This window comes from Pseudomonas sp. NFACC05-1, assembly GCF_900100135.1.
Taxonomy (GTDB): Bacteria; Pseudomonadota; Gammaproteobacteria; order Pseudomonadales; family Pseudomonadaceae; genus Aquipseudomonas; species Aquipseudomonas fluorescens_Q.
On record NZ_FMTR01000041.1, the window covers coordinates 16,458 to 35,379 of the forward strand.

An 18,922-nucleotide genomic window follows, 5' to 3' on the forward strand; every position below is an offset into this window, starting at 1 on the left:
CTGAAACCCGCCAAAAAAAATCAAGCCAGGCGCTGCACCGTGATCCACCAACGGGTTCGATAACGGATCTGTACGGGGAGCATGCGTGGCAGGACGGCGAGCAGTTTGTCGGTGTCCTCCAAACGGAAAACCCCCGACAAGCGCAGGTCGGCAACCGACGCTGCGCAGTTCATATAACCCGGGCGGTAGCGTCCTACTTCATTGAGGAAGTCTTCCAGGCGCATGTTGCGCGTGACGATCAACCCGTCGGCCCAGGCGCCTGCGTCCATGTCCAGCGGCGGTGCGAGGGCCGCTGTCGATGCAGTGATCAGATAGCTTTGCCCGGCCTCGACCTGAATGGGCCTGCCATCGCTGTTGGGGTGCGGACGGATGACGACTTGCCCGTTGGTGACGCTCAAGCGCGTGCAGTCGCTGTCCTGGCGCACCACGAAGCGCCCCTCCAGCCCTTCGAACAGGCCATGCCTGCTTTTCACCAGCAGCGGCCGCCCCGGGTCGCGACCACAGGTGACCATGATTTCGCCGCGGGCCAGGGTAATCAGGCGCTGCCGGGCGCTGAAGTCCAGGTCGGCGGCGCTGTGGGTATTGAGCTCGAGTCGCGTGCCGTCCGGCAACTGGAAACCTCGGCGTTCACCGGTGGCGGTGGCGAAGTCAGCGCTCCACGGTTGCCAGCCCAGGTCCTTGCCCAGCCAAGCCGCGCCGCTCACCACGGCGATGCCCGACAGCAACTTCAGGGCCTGGCGACGACTGAGGCGCTGGGCACTGTTTTCCAAGGTGTCGAGGGCGATGTGGGCAGCGGGCACCGCCCGCAGGTTGGAGGTCAATTCGCTGTGCAGCGATTGCACCCGTTGCCAGGCCAGTTCGTGTTCCGGGTGGGCGGCGCGCCAGGTGTCGCACTGTTGGCGCAGGGTCGGGTGAGCGGTGTGATTGCGCAGGCGCAGCAGCCAGTTGATCGCCTGCCTGACCACCTGTTGCGACGGGCCGTTGCGGCGGCTCTGCAAGTGCTCCGCCGGCTCAGCTTTCATAACGCAGCACATAGCAGTGGTACAGCGCATCGGCGACGTAGCGCTCCACCGAGCGCAACGAGATGCCCATCTGTTCGGCGATCTGCTTGTACGTCAGGCCTTCGCACTGGGCCAACAGAAAGGCCCTGCGCACTTTCGGCTTGAGGCCTTCGAGCATCCTGGCAATGGCTTCAAGCAGTTCCAGGATCAGGGCCTGGGCTTCAGCGCCAGGGGTTTCGGCTTCCGGCAAGTGAGCTATGGTTTGCAGGTAGGCACGTTCGATTTCTTCTCGCCGCCAATGGTCGATCACCAGGCCTTGGGCGATGGTGCGCAAAAAGGCGCGTGGAGCTCGAAGTTCCAGGCGTTCGCTACGCTGCAACAGGCGCACGAAGGTGTCCTGGGCCAGGTCCGCCGCATCGGCGGCATTGCCCAGCCGGGTGCGCAGCCACGTATTGAGCCAGCCGTGATGCCGGCTGTAGAGCGCCTGTACTGCAAACTCGGGAGATGACATGGACGCAACGGCCTGGATGTTACAAATGATAATAGGTCGCATTGTCATCAGCCGTCGGCGAATTTGCAACCACCGTTCGCCCGCTGTGTCCTCCCGTCGGCTATTTCTTCGTATCCCTAATTATTTGTACAGGTTTGCCGACAGACTTGTACGTGTGCACCAAAGTGGAGCGGATTGATAACCGCTCGCACTGTTACATGGACCGTTGCAAATCTGGAATGCACCCCCACTCCTTGCCTAAGAAGCCTCATCAATGAATCTAAAGTTCAGCCACAAAATCCTTCTTGCCGCCTCTGGTGTGGTGGTCCTGGCTTTTGCCCTGTTCACGCTCTACAACGATTATTTGCAGCGCAACACCATCGGCAGCAGCCTTGAGTCGTCCATCGAGCAATCCGGCGACCTGACGGCCAGCAGCATCCAGAACTGGATGAGTGGCCGGATATTGGTGCTGGAAAACCTGGCGCAAAACATCGCGCACCAGGGCGCTACTGCCGATCTGCCAGGGCTGGTCGATCAGCCAGCGCTGACCTCGAACTTCCAGTTCACTTATGTCGGCCAGGCCAACGGTGTCTTCACCCAACGTCCGGACGCCAAAATGCCTGACGGCTACGACCCGCGTCAGCGCCCCTGGTACAAACAGGCGGTGACCGCTGATAAAACCATGCTGACCCCGCCTTACCTGGCGGCGGTAGGTGGCCTGGTGGTGACCGTTGCCCTGCCGGTGAAGCACAACGGCGAACTGCTCGGTGTGGTGGGCGGCGACCTGAGCCTGGAAACCCTGGTGAAGATCATCAACTCCGTGGACTTCGGTGGTATCGGCCATGCGTTCCTGGTCAGCGGCGACGGTCAGGTGATCGTCAGCCCGGACAAAGACCAGGTGATGAAGAACCTCAAGGACATCTACCCCGGGACCCCGGTGCGCATTGGCAAGGGTATCCAGGACGTTGAGCTGAACGGGCAGGACCGTATCCTTTCGTTTACTCCAGTGACTGGCTTGCCGAACGCCGAGTGGTACATCGGCCTGTCGATCGACAAGGCCAAGGCCTACGCGCCGTTGAGCCAGTTCCGTACGTCTGCGCTGATTGCGATGTTTGTCGCGGTGGCGGCCATTGCGTTGCTGCTGAGCCTGTTGATCCAGGTATTGATGCGCCCGTTGACCACCATGGGTCGCGCCATGCAGGACATCGCCCAGGGCGAAGGCGATCTGACCCGGCGCCTGGTGGTGCAGGGCAAGGATGAGTTCGCAGTGCTGGGTGGTTCGTTCAACCAGTTCGTGGAGCGGATTCACGCGTCGATCTCGGAAGTGTCTTCCGCCACCCGTCAGGTGCATGACTTGTCGCAGCGGGTGATGACCTCGTCCAATGCGTCGCTTGTCGGCTCGGATGAGCAGAGCGCTCGCACCAACAGCGTGGCCGCGGCCATCAACCAGTTGGGGGCTGCGACCCAGGAAATCGCCCGCAATGCCGCCGATGCCTCGCAACATGCCAGCGGTGCCAGCGAACAGGCCGATGACGGTCGCCAAGTGGTGGAAAAAACCATCCAGGCCATGACCGAGCTGTCGCAGAAGATCAGCCTTTCCTGCACCCAGATCGAAACCCTGAACGCCAGCACCGACAACATCGGCCACATCTTGGACGTGATCAAGGGCATCTCCCAGCAAACCAACCTGCTGGCCCTGAACGCGGCCATCGAAGCGGCCCGTGCCGGTGAAGCCGGCCGTGGTTTTGCGGTGGTGGCCGATGAAGTGCGCAACCTGGCGCACCGCACCCAGGAGTCGGCGGAAGAAATCCACAAGATGATTACCTCGCTTCAAGTCGGCTCCCGTGAAGCGGTAACCACGATGAACGCCAGCCAGACGTCCAGCGAAGAAAGCGTGGAAGTGGCCAACCAGGCCGGCCTGCGACTGGTCAGCGTGACGCAGCGTATCGGTGAGATCGACGGCATGAACCAGTCGGTAGCCGCTGCGACCGAAGAACAGACCGCTGTCGTTGAAACCCTCAACATGGACGTCAGCCACATCAACCTGCTGAACCAGCAAAGCGTGGCCAACCTCAATGAAACCCTGAAGGATTGCGATGCCTTGTCCCAACAGGCCAATCGACTGAAGCAACTGGTGGACAGCTTCAAGATCTGACCCCAGTCGCAAGTCGAGCCACTGCCATCGCGAGCAAGCTCCCACAGGGGATTGGCGGTGAGCCTGGATCCTGGGTTCACTGCAACTCAATGTGGGAGCGAGCTTGCTCGCGATGGCGATCTTCAATGCAGCACAGGCCGCTCAGCCCAATGCTTGAACCTCAAGCCAACCCAATCCCTGTGGCGAGGGAGCTTGCTCCCGCTCGGCTGCGAAGCAGTCGTAAACCGGCGGGTGCGGTGTGTCTGATGCTCCGCATTTGGCAGGTTTTGGGGCCGCTTCGCGGCCCAGCGGGAGCAAGCTCCCTCGCCACGGGGTTTGTCGATTGCCTTGAGTGAACAGCATTAGCCCCACATCGGGGAAGGGCTGTGCCTTAGGCGAACATCTCCTGCACATTCCCCATCGCCTCATCGGCGAAGCCTTGGAGGAAATCCCTGAAGCCCGACGGCGTGTGGGCGTCGGTGTGGTCGGCGATGATGGTCCAGGTGGCGCGGCAGCGGTTGTCCGCCAGGGGTTCGACGCGCATGGCCGCCCACAGGTTGTCGATGCCCAGGGTGTTGTAGATCAGCGTCCAGGTCATGTGCATGGCCTGGTCGTCACGGCTGTTGAGCTGTTCCACCACCAGGTTCTGCCCATCGCGGAAGAATTTCTTGCGCAGGGACCTCACGCCCTCGCCGGTCATTTCGATGTGTTCCAGTGCCGGAATGAAATGGTTGAATCCGCCAAAATCACCTACCACGTTCCAGACGCGTGCCGCGTCGGCCGTGACCTCCACCGAGGTTTCGACCTGGCAGGCTTGGGGGTTTTTGATCAGGGTGTCGGGTTGAAATGCACTCATGGTCTTGCTCCTTGCTTTGGGTTGAGGGTGTTTCAGATGAAGTCGATGGCCTTGAGGTACTCGGCGCCGCGCCGCAGCAGGGCCGGGGATTTTTCCGGGTAGCTGGCGCCCATCTGCCGCACGCCGGCGCGGGCGTTGTCGTGGCTGATCAGCGAGATGTCGCCGATGTCCTCCTCGAAGCCGTTGAGGTAGAAGCCCAGCACGCCAAACAACGCGTTGTCGGCATCGACCCGCGCCAATTGCCGTTGCCACTCGGCGACGCTGACCAACGAAAACTCCCGGCCGCTGTCGCGAAACGAGGCGACATAAGCGTCCCAGCTCAAAGGCTGTGGGTTGTGCAGGTTGAACACCGCTTGCGTCGGCTGGTAACGGCTGGCGTGGAACGCGATGAAGCGGGCCAGGAAATCCACCGGCATCAGGTCGAAATTGAGTGACAGGTCTGGCACCTGGCCGAGCTGGATCGAGCCCTTGAGCATCAGCATCAAGCGATTCTTGTGGGGCTGGCAGACCCCGGTCAGGCTGTTGAAACTGATGTTGCCGGGGCGGAACAGGTTGACCCACACCCCGCGATCACGAGCCCGCTGCAGGATCCGTTCGCCGACCCATTTGGACAGGTTGTAGCCGTTCTTGATGTAGATCGGCGGCGTCTCGGCGGCCGGCTGTTCCAGCACCTGGCCGTCAGCATCCAGGGCACTGGAGGCGGACAGCGTGGAGACGAAGTTGAAGATCTTCTTGCTGCGCCCTTCACACAGGCGCAGGCACTCGAAGATCGGCTCCACGTTGTCCTGCGCCAGGGACTCGTAGTCGAGCACATGGTTGACGTGGGCGGCGTTGTGCACCAGCGCGCCGAAGGTGCGGTCTATGCGGGTGTAGACGTCGTCTGGCAGGCCCAATTGCGGTTGGGTGATGTCGGCGGCGTACACACTGACGCGGTCCAGGTCCAGGTGGGTCAGGTGATTGTCCCGCAGGGCCTGGGAGAAGCGCTCGGCCGCGCTTTGTTCAGCGCTCGCACGCACCAGGCACGCGACTTCGGTGGCGCCCCAGGCCAGCAGTGCCTCGACGATGTGCACGCCGAGAAAGCTGTTGGCGCCAGTCACCACCACTTTGTGCACATCGCCGCATTGGCTGATGGGCAGCGGATCGAGGTTGAGTTCGGCCTCGGCATCGATGAAGGCTTGGGGGCTGAGGATCGAGGCACTGTTTTGATCAGGATCGTCCAGCAACTTGGCCAAGGTCATCAGCGTCGGCGCTTCGATAAAGCGGTTGATCGACAGGCTGCGGCCGAACACCTGGCGGATGCTCAACAACAGTCGCGACAGCAGGATCGAATGCCCGCCGAGGTTGAAGAAGCTTTCGTCGGTGGCGATGTCCTCGACGGGTAGTTCAAGCAGCTCTGCCCACAGTTGCTGCAATTGCGTCTCCAGGGCGTTCTGTGGCTGGCGGCGTTGGCCATCGACCTGCACCTGCACCGCCATGGTGAGCAAGGCCCGGCGATCGACCTTGCCGTTGCTGGTGTACGGCAGGCTCGGCAGTTCGACGTAGGCGGCCGGGTGCATGTAGCTGGGCAAGCTGTTCTGCACGTGATCGCGCAACGCCTGGAGGGCGTCGCCGGAGTGCTCGGGATGAACCAGGAACGCCAGGATTCGCCGCCGTTCATCGACCCCCACTGCCACTTGGCGAAACAACTGGCTATCACGCAGGCAGTGTTCGATCTCCTCGGGCTCGACCCGAAAACCGCGGATCTTCACCTGGTTATCGCGCCGGCCACACAGTTCGATGCCGTTGTCGGTCCACTGGCCGATATCACCCGTGCGATAAACCCGCAGCACTTGCCCGGTGGGCAGTGTCAGGTCGAGGTAGCGCGTCGCGGTCAGTGTCGGGTCATTCAAATAACCCAGCCCGACGCCTGGGCCGGCGATGTACAGCTCGCCGGGCACACCTTGGGGAACCGGCTGCAACTGTTCGTCCAGGATCAAGACCTGGCCATTGGCGATGGGCACGCCGAGGTTGCGGTTGTTGTCGCCGACGCCGAACTGTCGTGTGGTCGCCAGCACTGTGGTTTCGGTCGGGCCGTAGATGTTGTGGAACTGGCATTGTGGCGCGAGCTGTTCGATTACGAACGGTTCACAGACATCGCCACCGGTGATCAGGTGCGCCAGGCCCAGCGGTGCATCAAGGGGCATGACGCTCAGCAGCGCAGGCGGCAGAAAGGCGTGGCTGATGTGCTGCTGGTGAATCAACGCGACCAATTGCTGCGGATCGCGGCGCTGGTCTTCGCTGGGCACCACCAGCAAGGCGCCGTGGATGAACGTCGGCAGGATATCCAGCAGCGACGCATCAAAGTTGATGGTGGAAAACTGCAACGCCCGGCTGTCGCGCTGCAACCCGACGTAGTCGCCGTACCAGGCACAGAAATGACTGAGGTTGCGGTGGCTGAGCAACACGCCCTTGGGCTGGCCGGTGGTGCCAGAGGTGTAGATCGCCACAGCCGGTTCGTCGCTGTCCACTGTGCGGCGAATCAACGAGGCTGGGATGCCTGGCTTGGGCGATGGCAGTTGATGGACATTCAGCGTTGGCACCGACAGGTCGCCCAGGTCGCTGTCGCCGTCGTGCAGCAGCAGGTCCGCCTGGGCATTTTCCAGAATGAAGCGCCGACGTTGCGCCGGATGCTGCGGGTCCAGCGGCAGGTACACCGCCCCACAGCCCAGCACCGCCAGGATCGCCGCATACAGGTGCGCGGACTTGGGCAGGCAGACACCGATCACCAAGGGGCGCTTGGCCGCGCCGCTTAACCTCTGCAACATCGGCTGTTGCAACCCCAGCGCCAGGCGGCGCAAGGATTTGTAGTCGATGAATTGCCCATCGACCCACAGGGCTGGTTGCGCCGCGTCGTCGAGCATGCGCTGTTCAATGCTGTGCATCACCGGCATGTCGGCGGCGGCGAGCAGCCAAGGTACTGGTGGCCGATTGAGGCCGTGTTCGAACGCCAGCGACTCCAACGCATCGAGCCCGAGCAGGGGCTGCTCGACAGTGTCAGCGTGCACCGTCGGCCAGTGATCGAAGCAGGTGTCATCCCGGGATAACTGGCTGACCAGCCGTGCGCCGGTCTCGACCACTGTCGCCAGGGTACGCAACCGCAGGGACTGACCGTTGCCATCGCTTTGCGGCGCAATCACCTCCTGGCACAACAGCCGCTGCGCGCCGTCGCGAAATATCACCATCGGTTGCGGCAATACCTCGCCGGGTAGCGTGCGCAGCACCACGCGCACCTGGAGGCATGAGCGGGCTTCAATGGCCCGCGGTGTCGTACCGTCGTCGATCAACAAGTCGACCATACCGTGGTTGGCCGGCGATTGCCGATCCACGATGCCGTGGCCGTGCAGCTCCAGTTCGCGGGCCAGTTCGGCCATGGCCTGGCTGGTACCAGGCACTGCAATTTCGAGGCGTTTCATCGAAAGGTCCTCATGGAGTCAGGTAATCAGCGAGGGCGTCGCGTACGCAGGGGGACGCGAGCATCGAGCTGCTGCGGAAAAAACGCGTGATGTTGCCCACCAACGGGTGAAAACGATTGATGGGGTAGGCCAGCGCACTGGCGTCTTCACGCAGCGATTGGCGTACCGATTCGTCAACGGGCAGGTGCGCGATCAGTTCGATGTCGAACGCTTGCTGCAGGTCGCTCGCCAGGTACTGGACGACGAACCCGGGCATCAAGCGTGCAATCGCCGCGCGGTCCTCTTCGGGCGCGGTGCGCCAGTAGATCTGCACCAGTCGCGTCCAGAAACCGGAGTGGCGGCCCTCGTCGAGCAAGTGATCGGCCATCAGTCCCTTGATCGAGGCCTTGACCGAGTCGTCCCGGGCGAAGGCCGCCACTTCGTTAGTGACGGTGTTCTCGGCAATGGCGATGCAGATCAGCTCCACGGCGCTGAGCAAATGTTCCGGCGCCTGGGCCAGGGTCGCCGGTATCGCGCGGCTGAGTTCGATCTGCCCCGGCAACGGGATCGGTGCGATGCCGGTCATGTCGATGGTCTGCTGCATGAAGTCCATCGCCACCAGCGCGTGATAATCCTCGTCCACCACCACGGTCATCGCGTCGTAGCGGCAGGCGAACGGGAATTCGATGCCGAAGCGGTTCTTGGCAATGCGGCGGGCGGTGTGGTCCACCAGTTCGGTCTCGAAAATCACCACGTCGTTGATGAACTTGTAAAGGCTCTGCACCAGCACAAAGTCGCGCAATTGCGGGCAGTGGCTGAGGAAGGTCTGGCTGTGCACCAGCGGCTGGCGGCTCATGGGGAAGATCAGCTTGTCGTCGTTTTCGACCCGCCGCCGTGGCCGGGTACGGATCGTAGCGCGACTTTCCCAAGCGTCGGCGAAGGATTGGTATTCGACAGCGTTCATGGCATCACCTGTGCAACCGGCTGGGTCATGCTCTGGCGCAAGCCATCCCACAGGGCCGCGCGGCTGTGGACAGCGGCGAGCGCGGCGACCAGTACTTCGGTTTCGCGCTGTGGGTCGCCATCGATCAGCCGGGCCAACAACTTTTCTGCCGCCGGGCCATGGTCTTCGGAATCGACTTCGATGTGCCGTTGCAGGTAATAACGAAAGGTCGGCGCCTGATCCAGGCCAATGCCCCAAGCGTCGAGCATGCGCTGGAACATCTGCGGGATGACACTCTCGCGACCGTGCACGAAGGCGGCGGCCACACTGTGGGCCGGTGCGTGCAGAGCGGTGTGCAAGGTCTGGCGGACAAACCGCGCCGCCGCCGGTTCGACCTCCACGCTGTCCAGCGCCGTCTCGGGGCTGACGCCTTCCTGTTGCAGGGTGATGAATTGCTCGATCGCGCGGGTATCGGCACCGATTTCCCGCATGGCGTCCAAGTACAGTTCGAAATGGCTGCAATAGCCTGCGCCGGGGCGGTCATCCGACTCTTCCCCCAGCACGATTTCATTGATCAAGCGTGCCGCGTGCGGGTCGGCCGGCGGCAGCCAGGGCAGGTGGACGCAGGTGAGTTCGCGTTGCAGCCGCTTGGTCAGCGACATGAAGTCCCAGACGGCAAAGACATGGCTTTCCATAAAGCGGCGTAACAGATCGATTGATGTAATCTCGGAAAAAACCGGGTGTTGGCCAAGTTCGTGTTTTTTCAGGGATAGTTGTTCTTTGGATGGCTGCATCGGAACGTCCTCATCAATGATGTTTTGTCCGGAAGGTTGCTCGTTGTTTAATTAAGACGAGCGGGAGCCTGAACCGGAATCCATGAATTACCCAAGTGGCTTAAGTGTTCGCTTTCAGTACGTGTTGTGGGCTTGTGTTGCCTGTGTTTAAAGGGTTTGTCAAAAAGCGAAAGGGTCGCAAGTAACGCGACGAATAAAAAGCTAATGCATGAAACAAGTTGTCGGCAAGTATTTTTTTAATTATTTAAAGTTGATGTTTTATTGGGCGCGAAGAGGGCTTTTAAAACTTTTTATATAAGTTTTATTTGGGCGAAGAAGCTCCTTCCGATTTGCGAGTATCAGAATCGAATAGTTCGAGTGAATGCCTCACTCGGAGCACTTCAGGGATCGGGGAGTTAATAACTTTTATGTTATGGGCAGGACGTCGGTCGGACATCCGATCATCCCGCCGGTTGGACGACGCTCCTTGCGTATTGGCTTCGATTCGTCTGGCCTCAGCCAGGCGTTGACTTCTTCAGGTCTGTTTTGAATCGACAAGCGCAAGAGTGAGCCCAAATCGATGGCAGTGCCATTGAACTGATGGGACGGCGAGTCGCGGCCACGGCCAGGCCGCGCCGCGCAGGCGACAAGTGAGTCGGAAGGATATGTAAGAAATTTTTACGCCGGACGGAGCGCCGACGTGGGATCACAGCTTCGACAACTGTTCCAAGTACCGGCGCATGGTGACAGAGGCTTTTTCCAGGTGCCGTTCCAGCAATACGATCGCTTTATCGATGTCTTTGGTTCGCGCGGCCTCGAGCAGCGCGCGATGATCGTCCTGGCTCAACTTGCCCAGGCCCATGGACGACAGATGAAAGCGCAGGAAGCGCTCTTCTTCATTGAGCTCGCGCTCGATCAGGTCCAGCAGCTTGCTGTTGGGGGCCTTGTGATAAAGCGACATGTGGAACAGCCGGTTGAGCTTGCCGATCTCGGCGTGTTCGGTTTCCGTCTCCAGCTGTTCGATGTACTGGGCGGCCATTGCCAGGTCGCTGTCATCGAGCAAGGGGATGGACAGGCGCAAGGCGAACGATTCCAGGACCGAACGCAGGGCATAGGTTTCTACCGCATTGTTGGTGATCAACGGTGCCACGACGGCGCCCTTATGCTGAACCACATTGAGCAGTGACTGCGCTTCGAGCTGGCGCAACGCCTCGCGCACCGGCATGCGGCTCACGCCGAACAGGTCGGCCAGTTCCTGCTGGCGCAGGGCGGTACCGCAAGGCAAGCGTCCATCGAGGATGGCCTCGCGCAGAGACTCTTCGATGATCGAGCGTGCCTGGTCAGCGGGAATGGGGCCGTTGATCTGGATAGTGCTGAGCGGTTTGGGCTTCTGTGTCACGACAACGCACCCTGATTGGTAGTAAAAATTGGATCCAGGCTCACGTTAGTTACAGGTTGGTGAGCCGTCAAAGTCTCTCGACCGGAGGTTCCTGAACTAAAGTTTAGTCTGCCTGCGGTGATTGCACCTTGCCATTGTCTTTTAGTGGGCCAGGCGTCACCATCCAACGAATTTCCAACGACCCTTTTCGGACGTATTTCCCTTGGCTGCACCGTTCCCTGTCCTCAGGTCCTTGCGCTGGCTATGTTCGGCATTGTTGCTGGCCGGCCTGATGCTGGGCGGCCTGCAGGCCGACTGGGACTTTGCGCAGATCAGCCGACGGGCGCAAGCGTTATATGGTCCCTTGGGCGAAGGTCAGCAACGGATCGACGCATGGCAGCAACTGTTGGCGACCCAGAAACAGATTCCGGAACTCGAACAGCTCAAGGTGGTGAACCTGTTTTTCAACAAACAGGTGCGCTACGTGGAAGACATCGACCTGTGGCGTGAAGTCGACTACTGGGAAACCCCGATCCAGGCCCTGTGGAAGGGCGCCGGTGATTGCGAAGACTACGCCATCGCCAAGTACTTCAGCCTGCGTCATCTCGGGGTGTCCAGTGACAAGCTGCGCATCACCTACGTCAAGGCCTTGCGGCAGAACCGTGCGCACATGGTGCTCACCTACTACGCCACGCCCGAGGCGATGCCGCTGGTACTCGACAGCCTGATCGACGGCATCCTGCCGGCCAGCCAGCGAACCGACTTGCTCCCGGTCTACTCTTTCAATGCCGAAGGGCTGTGGCTGCCGGGCGCCAAGGGCAACAAGAAAGTGGGTGACACCAAGCGCCTGTCCCGGTGGCAGGATGTGTTGAAAAAAATGCAGGCCGAAGGTTTTCCGGTCGAGACGACTAACTAGGAGCGCGCGCTCAGATGTCCTTGTTCAAACAGCTGTTGATCGCTATCTGTCTGTTCCTGGTGGTTGCCTTCAGCGGCAGCTTCATGGTCAGCCTGGAGAGCTCGCGAGCCCAGTACGTCAACCAGTTGCGCTCCCACGCCCAGGATGCGGCCACGGCGCTGGCCCTGTCGCTGACGCCGAACATCGACGACCCGGCGATGGTGGAGCTGATGGTCAGCTCGATCTTCGACAGCGGCTACTACGCCAGCATCCGCGTGGTCGACGTGGCCACCGACAGGACCCTCGTCGAGCGCACCGGCACGCCGGACGCCGGCAGCGTGCCGCAATGGTTCGTCAAGCTGATCGGCCTGGAACCGGCCGGTGGCGATGCCATCGTCAGCCGCGGCTGGGAACAGGCGGCGCGGGTTGAAGTGGTCAGCCACCCGATGTTCGCCCTCGCCAAGCTGTGGCAGAGCGCCTTGGGCAGCCTGGGTTGGCTTTTGCTGTGTGGCGCCGTGAGCGCGGTGCTGGGGGCCTTGCTGCTGCGTCGCCAGCTCAAGCCGCTGGACTACATGGTGCATCAGTCCCATGCCATTGCCCGTCGCGAATTCCTGAGCCTGCCGGAGCTGCCGCGCACGCCTGAACTGCGCCGGGTGGTGCAGGCGATGAACCAGATGGTCGAGAAGCTCAAGGCGCTGTTCCAGGAGCAGGCCGAGCGCAGCGAGAAACTGCGGGTCGAGTCCTACCAGGACAACCTCACGGGCCTGGCCAACCGGCGTTATTTCGAAATGCAGCTCAATGCCCGGGTGAGCAACCCGGAGCAGGCCAGTTCCGGTTATCTGCTGTTGTTGCGGGTCAAGGACCTGGCCGGTTTGAACCAGCGGTTGGGCGGGCAGCGCACCGACCAGTTGCTCCAGGCCGTGGGTGAGCAATTGCTGCGTGAATGTGCGCGGTATCCGGAAACCCACAACTTGGTCACGCGTATTCGCGGTGGGGAGTTTGCGGTGTTGGCACCTGGGCTGGTGCGCGAGGAAGCGCTGCAACTGGCGCAGAACCTTGAGGCTGCATTGGCGAGCCTGCATGCGACCGGTGCGACGGATGTGGCGTCGGTGGCCTCCATCGGGCTGGCGCCGTTCGTCCATGGCGACTCGCCGCAAGCGGTGCTGCAGCTCGGCGACCAGGCCCTGGCCCAGGCCGAAAGCCAGGGCGAACCGGGTTGGGCCTGCCTGGATCACAGCGCGGTGGCCAGCGTCGGTGACGATCACCATGCCTGGCACACGCTGCTCGACCAGGCCTTGAATCATCAGCGCTTCGAGCTGTACTTCCAGCCGGTGGTGGCCGCCCGGGACACCCAGGTGGTGTTGCATTACAAAGTGCTGTCGCGGTTGCTCGACGAGCAGGGCCAGACCATCCCTGCCGGGCGTTTCCTGCCCTGGTTGGAGCGCTTCGGCTGGACCGCGCGCCTGGATCGTTTGATGCTCGAACAAGTGCTCAGGCAAATGGCCGGGCATGAGCAATCCCTGGCGTTGAACCTGTCTTCGGCGACCTTGGCCGATCCGCAGGCGCTGAACAAGATCTTTGAGATCCTGCGGGCGCATTCCAACCTCGGGTCGCGCTTGACCCTGGAGATTGGCGAAGAGCAATTGCCGGAGCAAGCGGTGCTGGAGCAGTTGACCCGGCGTCTGCGCGAACTTGGCTTTTCCTTGAGCCTGCAGCGTTTTGGTGGGCGGTTCAGCATGATCGGCAATTTGTCGCGGCTGGGGCTGGCTTACCTGAAGATCGATGGCAGCTATATCCGCGCGATTGATCAGGAAAGTGATAAGCGTTTGTTCATCGAGGCTATCCAGCGCGCGGCCCACAGCATCGATTTGCCGTTGATCGCCGAGCGGGTGGAGACGGAGGGGGAGTTGGCGGTGATTCGTGAGATGGGGTTGTTTGGGGTGCAGGGGCAGTTGGTTGGGGAGCCTCGGCGGTGGGGGTGATCCTGAAACATTGATCGTTCCACCACTCCGCGTGGGAATGTAGCCAGGGACGCTCCGCGTCCCGGAGCGATAGCGTAAGCCCATACAACACGATCCCCTGTGGCGAGGGAGCTTGCTCCCGCTGGCCTGCGAAGCAGGCCCCCAGCAGCTCTTCAGGCAGACCGCGTTGCCTGGTTTTGCGACTGCTGCGCAGCCGAGCGGGAGCAAGCTCCCTCGCCACAGGGATCGGGTTGTGTCATTTGAGGTTAGATCAACCCCTTCTCATCATCGTCGATCAACCGGCTCAACCCGCCCAAGGCTTCCCGGGCCTGGGTGCGGTCCATCAGCTTGGCCTGGGCCGCCGGTGGCAGGTCGGTGACGCGGATGACGCCTTTGCTGGTCAGCACCTGGATCAAGTCATCGAGTACCCGGATCATCTCCAGGTCGCTTTGTTTGAGCTGCTTGAGGCTGTTTTCCACCGCCTGGTTGGCGAACCAGTCCTGGATCTCGTGGTTGTCGGCCGGCAAGGTCTCGGTGGCCTCGGCGTAAGCGGTGGCTTCTACGCGCACCAGCAGGCCTTGTGCATCGCGTTGCACATAAAACATCGGGCATCCCTCATGTATGAAGCGGCGTCATGCTGGGCAGCATAGGCCAACTGTGGGGGAGTATGAACACTTATCCCGTGGCGAGGGAGCTTGCTCCCGCTGGGGCGCGAAGCGGCCCTGTTTTTAGGGGCTGCTGCGCAGCCCAGCGGGAGCAAGCTCCCTCGCCACGGTTTTGTGTCAGGTTCAGCTGTTGTTGTGATCGACCTTGATGGTCGGGTCGCTGCCGGCGATCAACGAGTTCAGGTTCACGTTCGACCAGTTGTTGCCTTCGAGCTTGATCGTCACGTCCGGGGTCGCGGCGCCGCCGTTGGTGGTGTTGAACTGGCCGGAAGTGCTGACTTGCAGCGACGACACGCCGTCGACCGTACTGATTTTCAGGAAGTGGTCGATAGTGCTGCCGCTTTCGCCCTGCAACAGATCCCGCAGGTCGATCCGGTCACCTTCGCCGGCGTTGAAGTTCTTGATCACGTCGGTGCCGGTGTCGCCGGACTTCCAGACAAAGGTATCGCCGCCCAGACCGCCGATCAGGGTGTCATTGCCCTGGCCGCCGATCAGTGTGTCGTTACCTGTGCCACCCAGCAGGATGTCATTGCCCTTGCCACCGTTGAGCGTGTCGTTGCCGCCCTGGCCGAAAATGATGTCGTTGCCGGCGCCGCCCAGCAGGGTGTCGTTGCCATCGTGGGCACCGGACACATCGAACGCGGTGTAGTGTTCGGTGATGTACTGGTGCACGTTGCTGGTGGTGACCTTGCTGACGTCCACGCCGCTCTGTTGGGCGACGAAGGCCTGGATGGCCTGGTAGCCCTCGCCGGTAACGCCGTTGAAGCTCACCAGGTCGCCGAACAGGATGTCGTTGCCGTTGCCGCCGTTGACCGTATCGGCGCCCGGCAGGGTCGCTTCGGTGTGGCCGATGATCGAGTTGGCCAGGTTGTTCGGGTCGATGTTGGTCTGCGGCGACGAGTCCGAATCGTAGGGTTTGAGGTCGTTCAGGGTGACATCGCTGTTCAGGCCGATGGCTTCGACGGTGCTCAGGTTTTTGAGCAGCGTGAAACTGTCGGTCGAGCCTGCCGCCGAGTCGACGTAGTTCCAGTATTCGCCATAACCGGTGCCGCCCTGGTTCGACAATTCAAAGGTGCCATTGCCCTCGGCATGCACCACGCCCACGTAGCTATCGGTCCACTTCTTGCCGTTTTTGGTCGACAGGTACATCTTGCCGTCTTCGTAGATGGTGTACTTGTGCGTGCTGTCGATCGTCTGGGTGTAGTACTTGCCGACGCTGTAATTGGCCGCGCTCAAGACGTCATCGAGTTTGACGGAGTCATAAAGCGTCGGATTGACCTGTTCGTTGGTCTGGTAGTAAGTCGGCTTGCCGTCGGTAATGAAATACGTCAGGTTCTTCGCCCCGGTATTGTTCAGGGCTTCGGTACTCTTGAAGAAGTTCGCCGTGGTCTTGAACACGTCTTCATAGTTGGTACCACCGCCGGACACCATCGAGTCGAGCAGGTCCTTGAGCTGGGTCAGGGCGTCCGAGTCGTTGAGGTTGACCGAGACCGCGCTGTTCACCTGGCTGTCGAAGTCCGCGAGGAAAATATTCACCGTCCCGGAGTTGCTGCCCAGGCTCTGCTTAAGGGTGTTGAACACCGAGGTCAGCGAGGCCTTGGCCGCGGCGATGGACGAGTCGCTCATGCTGCCGGAGCTGTCGACCATGAAGGCGATGTTGTAGTTGACGCCCGGTACTACGGTCAGCCCGCCAATGTCGGCGACGACGATGTCGTTGCCGTCGGTGCCGGTGACGTTGTCACTGCCCGACGTGGCGGTGACGGCGTTATAGGTCGCCGGGTGCACGGTGACGGGGATCTGCGCCGTGCTTGTGGCCGAGCCGCCGAGGGCTTCGGTGGAGGTCGATGTCACGGTCAGGTTGAACTGGCCGTTGTAGTAGGCCGGCGGCGTCAGGGTCAGGCTGCCCAGGTTCCAGCCACTGACCGATGCTTCGCCGTTGCTGCCCACGGTCGCGAAGTGGCCCGCGCCATCGCTCAGCACACTGCCTTCGGGCATGCCGCCAATCTTCACGCTCAGGCTTTCGGAGCCGTCGGTGTCGGTCAGGGCGGTGGTGATTTTCGACAGGTGCACGCTGGTGCCTTCGGCGCCTTCGTTGAGCTTGAAGCCGTCGTAGTAGCCTTCGCCGTTGGTGCCGTGCAAATCGGAGACCGTCACGCCGGCGTTCGTCAGGTCGGTCACGCCGGTATACAACGGCACGCCGGCGCCGTTCAGGTCGACCGGTGTGCTGCCGTTGACCGACAGGTTCACGTCATAACTGCCCGGGCCGGTCTGGTTGTGGTGGTAGATGTCCAGGGTGTAGTAGCCGCTGGTGGTCGGGGTAAACGAACCGTTCAACTGACCACCCGCGCCCCAGGTGGTTGCCGCGACGGTTTTGCCGCCGATGGTGACCAGCAGGCTGTCGTCGCCGGTACCACTGAAGGTATAGGTCTTGCCGGCTTCGAGGAAAATCAGGCCCGAGGTTTTCGATGCGGTGCCCGGGTTGACGTTGCTGTCCGATTGTACGTTGGTCACGGTGCCGCTGCTGTTCGGCGTGCCGGCGGCATCGATAACCGACTTGAGCGTGCCGGACGGCGCGCCGCTGCCATCGGTGCCCAGGCCCGACAGGCCGGTCCAGACTTCCTTGATCAAACCGGTGGAGGTCACGTTGTTGCCGGCCACGTTGAGGGTCGGAGCGTCGGCGACTGGCGTGATGTCGATCTTCACGGTGCCGGTATTGCCCAGTGCCTGGCCGTCGGTTGGCTGGAACTTGACCTGTGCGTAGTCGGCCTGGTTGTTGCCCGTGCTGCTGCCAACATAACCATTGGCACCGGATTCGTTGGCGTCCGGAGTGAAGCGCAGCTTGCCGGCGTCGATGTCAGCCTTGGTGAAGGTCTGGTTGTTGGCCACGTCTTTCCAGGTTGCACCGTCCAGATACTGCAACTTGCCATCGGCCGGCAGCTCGGTGATTTTCACACCCAGGCTGGTGGCGGAGTTGTCCACGTCGCTGATGCCGAACGTCGACCAGCCGAGGACCAGTGAAGTGTCTTCGGTACCGGTCACCGCGCCGCCGGTGGCCACCGGCGCGTCATTGACCCCGACCACGTTTACGGTGGTGGTGGCGGTGTTGGAGTAGCTCGCGCCGTCGGTCACCGTCACGGTGATGATGCGCGGCACGGTACTCGGATCTTCGCTGTTGTTGATGAAGCTGATGTTCTTGATCTGCTGCATGTAGTCGGCCAGCGTCGCATTGCCCGTCAGCGTCAGGACGACCTTGCCGTCGGTGCTGTTGGCGTTGATGCTGATGCCATTGACGCTGTTGCCCAGGTTCAGCGCATCGCCAGGCTGACGGTTGGTCAGCACGATGGTCGCGCCGGTCAGCAGGGTGCTGTCCGGGTCAGTGATGCTCAGGTCGGTGTCGGCGATGGACACGCCCGGGCCGGTGGTGCCTTCGGTGAAGGTCACCTGGTAATCGGCACCGGTCTTGCCGCTGGAGTTGTTGGCGTCCAGGTCAAGTGCCGGTGGCGCATCGTTGTCGATGATCGAGGTGCTGACGCTGCCGTTGGTGCCGCTGACCGCCAGGTGCTCGAAGTTGCCACCGGTGGCCGAGTCGATCTTGACCACGAAGTTTTCGGTGCCTTCGGTGATCTTGTCGTCCAGCGTTGCCACGTTGAAGGTGGCGCTGGTGGCGTTGGCCGGGATCTTCACGGTGTAGACACCGGTGAAGTCTGTGCCGTCGGCGGCGGTGCCGCTGTAGACGATCTTGAGGGTCACCTCGGTTTGCGCCGGGTTCGTCAGGCTGACGGTATAGGTGGCCGCCTGGCCTTCGGCGACTGACGTGCTGCCAGTGATGCTGACGGTGGTGTTGTCGACAGTGTCGCCCACGGCCGTCGACGCGCCTGTCTTATCGACACCGATCGCTTCGAGGTTGCCGCCGGACGCCGATTTGATCGACTCGGTGACGGATGGTGCGCCGGTGTAGACATCGTTGCCGACGGCGACGTCCAGCACGCCCGAACTTGCGCCCGCGGCGATGGTGATGGTTTTGCCGCTGTCGAGCGTGACCGTCACAGGACCGTTTTGCGCGGTGACTGGATTGCCATTGGCGTCGGTCAGGGTGGCGGTGTAGGTGATGGTGCCGTTTTCATTCACGGTTGGTGTGGCGGTCAAGGTCACCGTGGTGGTGTCGTTGACATCGCTGACGGTGGTGCTGACCGGAGTGGTGTTCGGTGCGATGGCTTCGAGGTTGCCGCCGGATGCATCTTTGATCGACTCGGTGACAGTGGTCGGGCCTTGGTAAACATCGTTACCCACAGCGACATCGAGCACACCGGAGCTTGCGCCGGCGGCGATGGTGATGGTTTTGCCGCTGTCGAGCGTGACAGTGACCGGACCATTCTGCGCGGTGACCGGATTGCC

11 protein-coding genes and 1 pseudogene are annotated in these 18,922 nt (G+C 61.6%); 3 read left to right on the forward strand and 9 right to left on the reverse strand.

Annotated elements, in window-relative coordinates:
* Positions 1-20: 20 nt before the first annotated feature.
* Positions 21-1,022, reverse strand: coding sequence for a FecR domain-containing protein (locus tag BLO97_RS29635; RefSeq protein WP_092349676.1), 1,002 nt, complete (start codon positions 1,020-1,022; stop codon positions 21-23).
* Entirely contained in the window at positions 1,012-1,512 is a 501-nt protein-coding gene (locus BLO97_RS29640; RefSeq protein WP_014335956.1) for a sigma-70 family RNA polymerase sigma factor, read from the reverse strand. The genes BLO97_RS29635 and BLO97_RS29640 overlap by 11 nt, the downstream gene beginning before the upstream one ends.
* 253 nt (positions 1,513-1,765) lie before the next feature.
* Here BLO97_RS29640 and BLO97_RS29645 point away from each other — a divergent pair, with 253 nt between their 5' ends.
* On the forward strand, positions 1,766-3,646 hold the full coding sequence (locus BLO97_RS29645; RefSeq protein ID WP_092225597.1) for a methyl-accepting chemotaxis protein: 1,881 nt from the start codon (positions 1,766-1,768) through the stop codon (positions 3,644-3,646).
* Positions 3,647-4,016: 370 nt separating this feature from the next.
* Here the strand turns inward: BLO97_RS29645 and BLO97_RS29650 are convergent, their stop codons facing one another.
* The 5 genes from BLO97_RS29650 to BLO97_RS29670 all read right to left on the reverse strand — a co-directional run bounded on the left by BLO97_RS29650 (position 4,017) and on the right by BLO97_RS29670 (position 11,027).
* Complete coding sequence (locus BLO97_RS29650) at positions 4,017-4,481, reverse strand: SRPBCC family protein (RefSeq protein WP_092225595.1); 465 nt, start codon at positions 4,479-4,481, stop codon at positions 4,017-4,019.
* A 32-nt stretch (positions 4,482-4,513) separates the two neighbouring features.
* A complete protein-coding gene (locus BLO97_RS29655) occupies positions 4,514-7,933 on the reverse strand; it encodes a non-ribosomal peptide synthetase (RefSeq protein WP_092349679.1) in 3,420 nt (1,139 codons plus the stop codon).
* A 10-nt stretch (positions 7,934-7,943) separates the two neighbouring features.
* A complete protein-coding gene (locus BLO97_RS29660) occupies positions 7,944-8,876 on the reverse strand; it encodes a diiron oxygenase (RefSeq protein WP_092150211.1) in 933 nt (310 codons plus the stop codon).
* A complete protein-coding gene (locus tag BLO97_RS29665; protein WP_063323486.1) occupies positions 8,873-9,649 on the reverse strand; it encodes a DUF3050 domain-containing protein in 777 nt (258 codons plus the stop codon). Before BLO97_RS29665 ends, BLO97_RS29660 begins: the two co-directional genes overlap by 4 nt.
* A gap of 685 nt (positions 9,650-10,334) precedes the next feature.
* Positions 10,335-11,027 carry a GntR family transcriptional regulator gene (locus BLO97_RS29670; protein WP_092349682.1) on the reverse strand — a complete coding sequence of 231 codons (693 nt, stop codon included), beginning with the start codon at positions 11,025-11,027 and terminating at the stop codon, positions 10,335-10,337.
* Between the two features lie 271 nt (positions 11,028-11,298).
* Here BLO97_RS29670 and lapG point away from each other — a divergent pair, with 271 nt between their 5' ends.
* Together lapG and lapD are read left to right on the forward strand one after the other, a co-directional pair.
* Positions 11,299-11,922 (forward strand): cysteine protease LapG, encoded by a 624-nt coding sequence (gene lapG, locus BLO97_RS29675; protein WP_371856198.1) that lies wholly within the window; start codon positions 11,299-11,301, stop codon positions 11,920-11,922.
* Positions 11,923-11,936: 14 nt separating this feature from the next.
* Positions 11,937-13,883, forward strand: coding sequence for a cyclic di-GMP receptor LapD (gene lapD / locus BLO97_RS29680; RefSeq protein ID WP_072347288.1), 1,947 nt, complete (start codon positions 11,937-11,939; stop codon positions 13,881-13,883).
* Positions 13,884-14,128: 245 nt separating this feature from the next.
* Here lapD and BLO97_RS29690 read toward each other — a convergent pair whose 3' ends face one another.
* Both BLO97_RS29690 and BLO97_RS29695 read right to left on the reverse strand, forming a co-directional pair.
* Positions 14,129-14,467 (reverse strand): hypothetical protein, encoded by a 339-nt coding sequence (locus tag BLO97_RS29690; RefSeq protein ID WP_003196545.1) that lies wholly within the window; start codon positions 14,465-14,467, stop codon positions 14,129-14,131.
* Positions 14,468-14,650: 183 nt separating this feature from the next.
* Positions 14,651-18,922: pseudogene (locus BLO97_RS29695) on the reverse strand (LapA family giant adhesin); the annotation flags it as partial.

What these genes read in the sequence shown, in the direction of transcription:
- BLO97_RS29635 (WP_092349676.1), bottom strand. Translation starts at nt 1,022, where the DNA reads ATGAAAGCTGAGCCGGCGGAGCACTTGCAGAGCCGCCGCAACGGCCCG.
- BLO97_RS29640 (WP_014335956.1), bottom strand. Translation starts at nt 1,512, where the DNA reads ATGTCATCTCCCGAGTTTGCAGTACAGGCGCTCTACAGCCGGCATCAC.
- BLO97_RS29645 (WP_092225597.1), top strand. Translation starts at nt 1,766, where the DNA reads ATGAATCTAAAGTTCAGCCACAAAATCCTTCTTGCCGCCTCTGGTGTG.
- BLO97_RS29650 (WP_092225595.1), bottom strand. Translation starts at nt 4,481, where the DNA reads ATGAGTGCATTTCAACCCGACACCCTGATCAAAAACCCCCAAGCCTGC.
- BLO97_RS29655 (WP_092349679.1), bottom strand. Translation starts at nt 7,933, where the DNA reads ATGAAACGCCTCGAAATTGCAGTGCCTGGTACCAGCCAGGCCATGGCC.
- BLO97_RS29660 (WP_092150211.1), bottom strand. Translation starts at nt 8,876, where the DNA reads ATGAACGCTGTCGAATACCAATCCTTCGCCGACGCTTGGGAAAGTCGC.
- BLO97_RS29665 (WP_063323486.1), bottom strand. Translation starts at nt 9,649, where the DNA reads ATGCAGCCATCCAAAGAACAACTATCCCTGAAAAAACACGAACTTGGC.
- lapG (WP_371856198.1), top strand. Translation starts at nt 11,299, where the DNA reads ATGCTGGGCGGCCTGCAGGCCGACTGGGACTTTGCGCAGATCAGCCGA.
- lapD (WP_072347288.1), top strand. Translation starts at nt 11,937, where the DNA reads ATGTCCTTGTTCAAACAGCTGTTGATCGCTATCTGTCTGTTCCTGGTG.
- BLO97_RS29690 (WP_003196545.1), bottom strand. Translation starts at nt 14,467, where the DNA reads ATGTTTTATGTGCAACGCGATGCACAAGGCCTGCTGGTGCGCGTAGAA.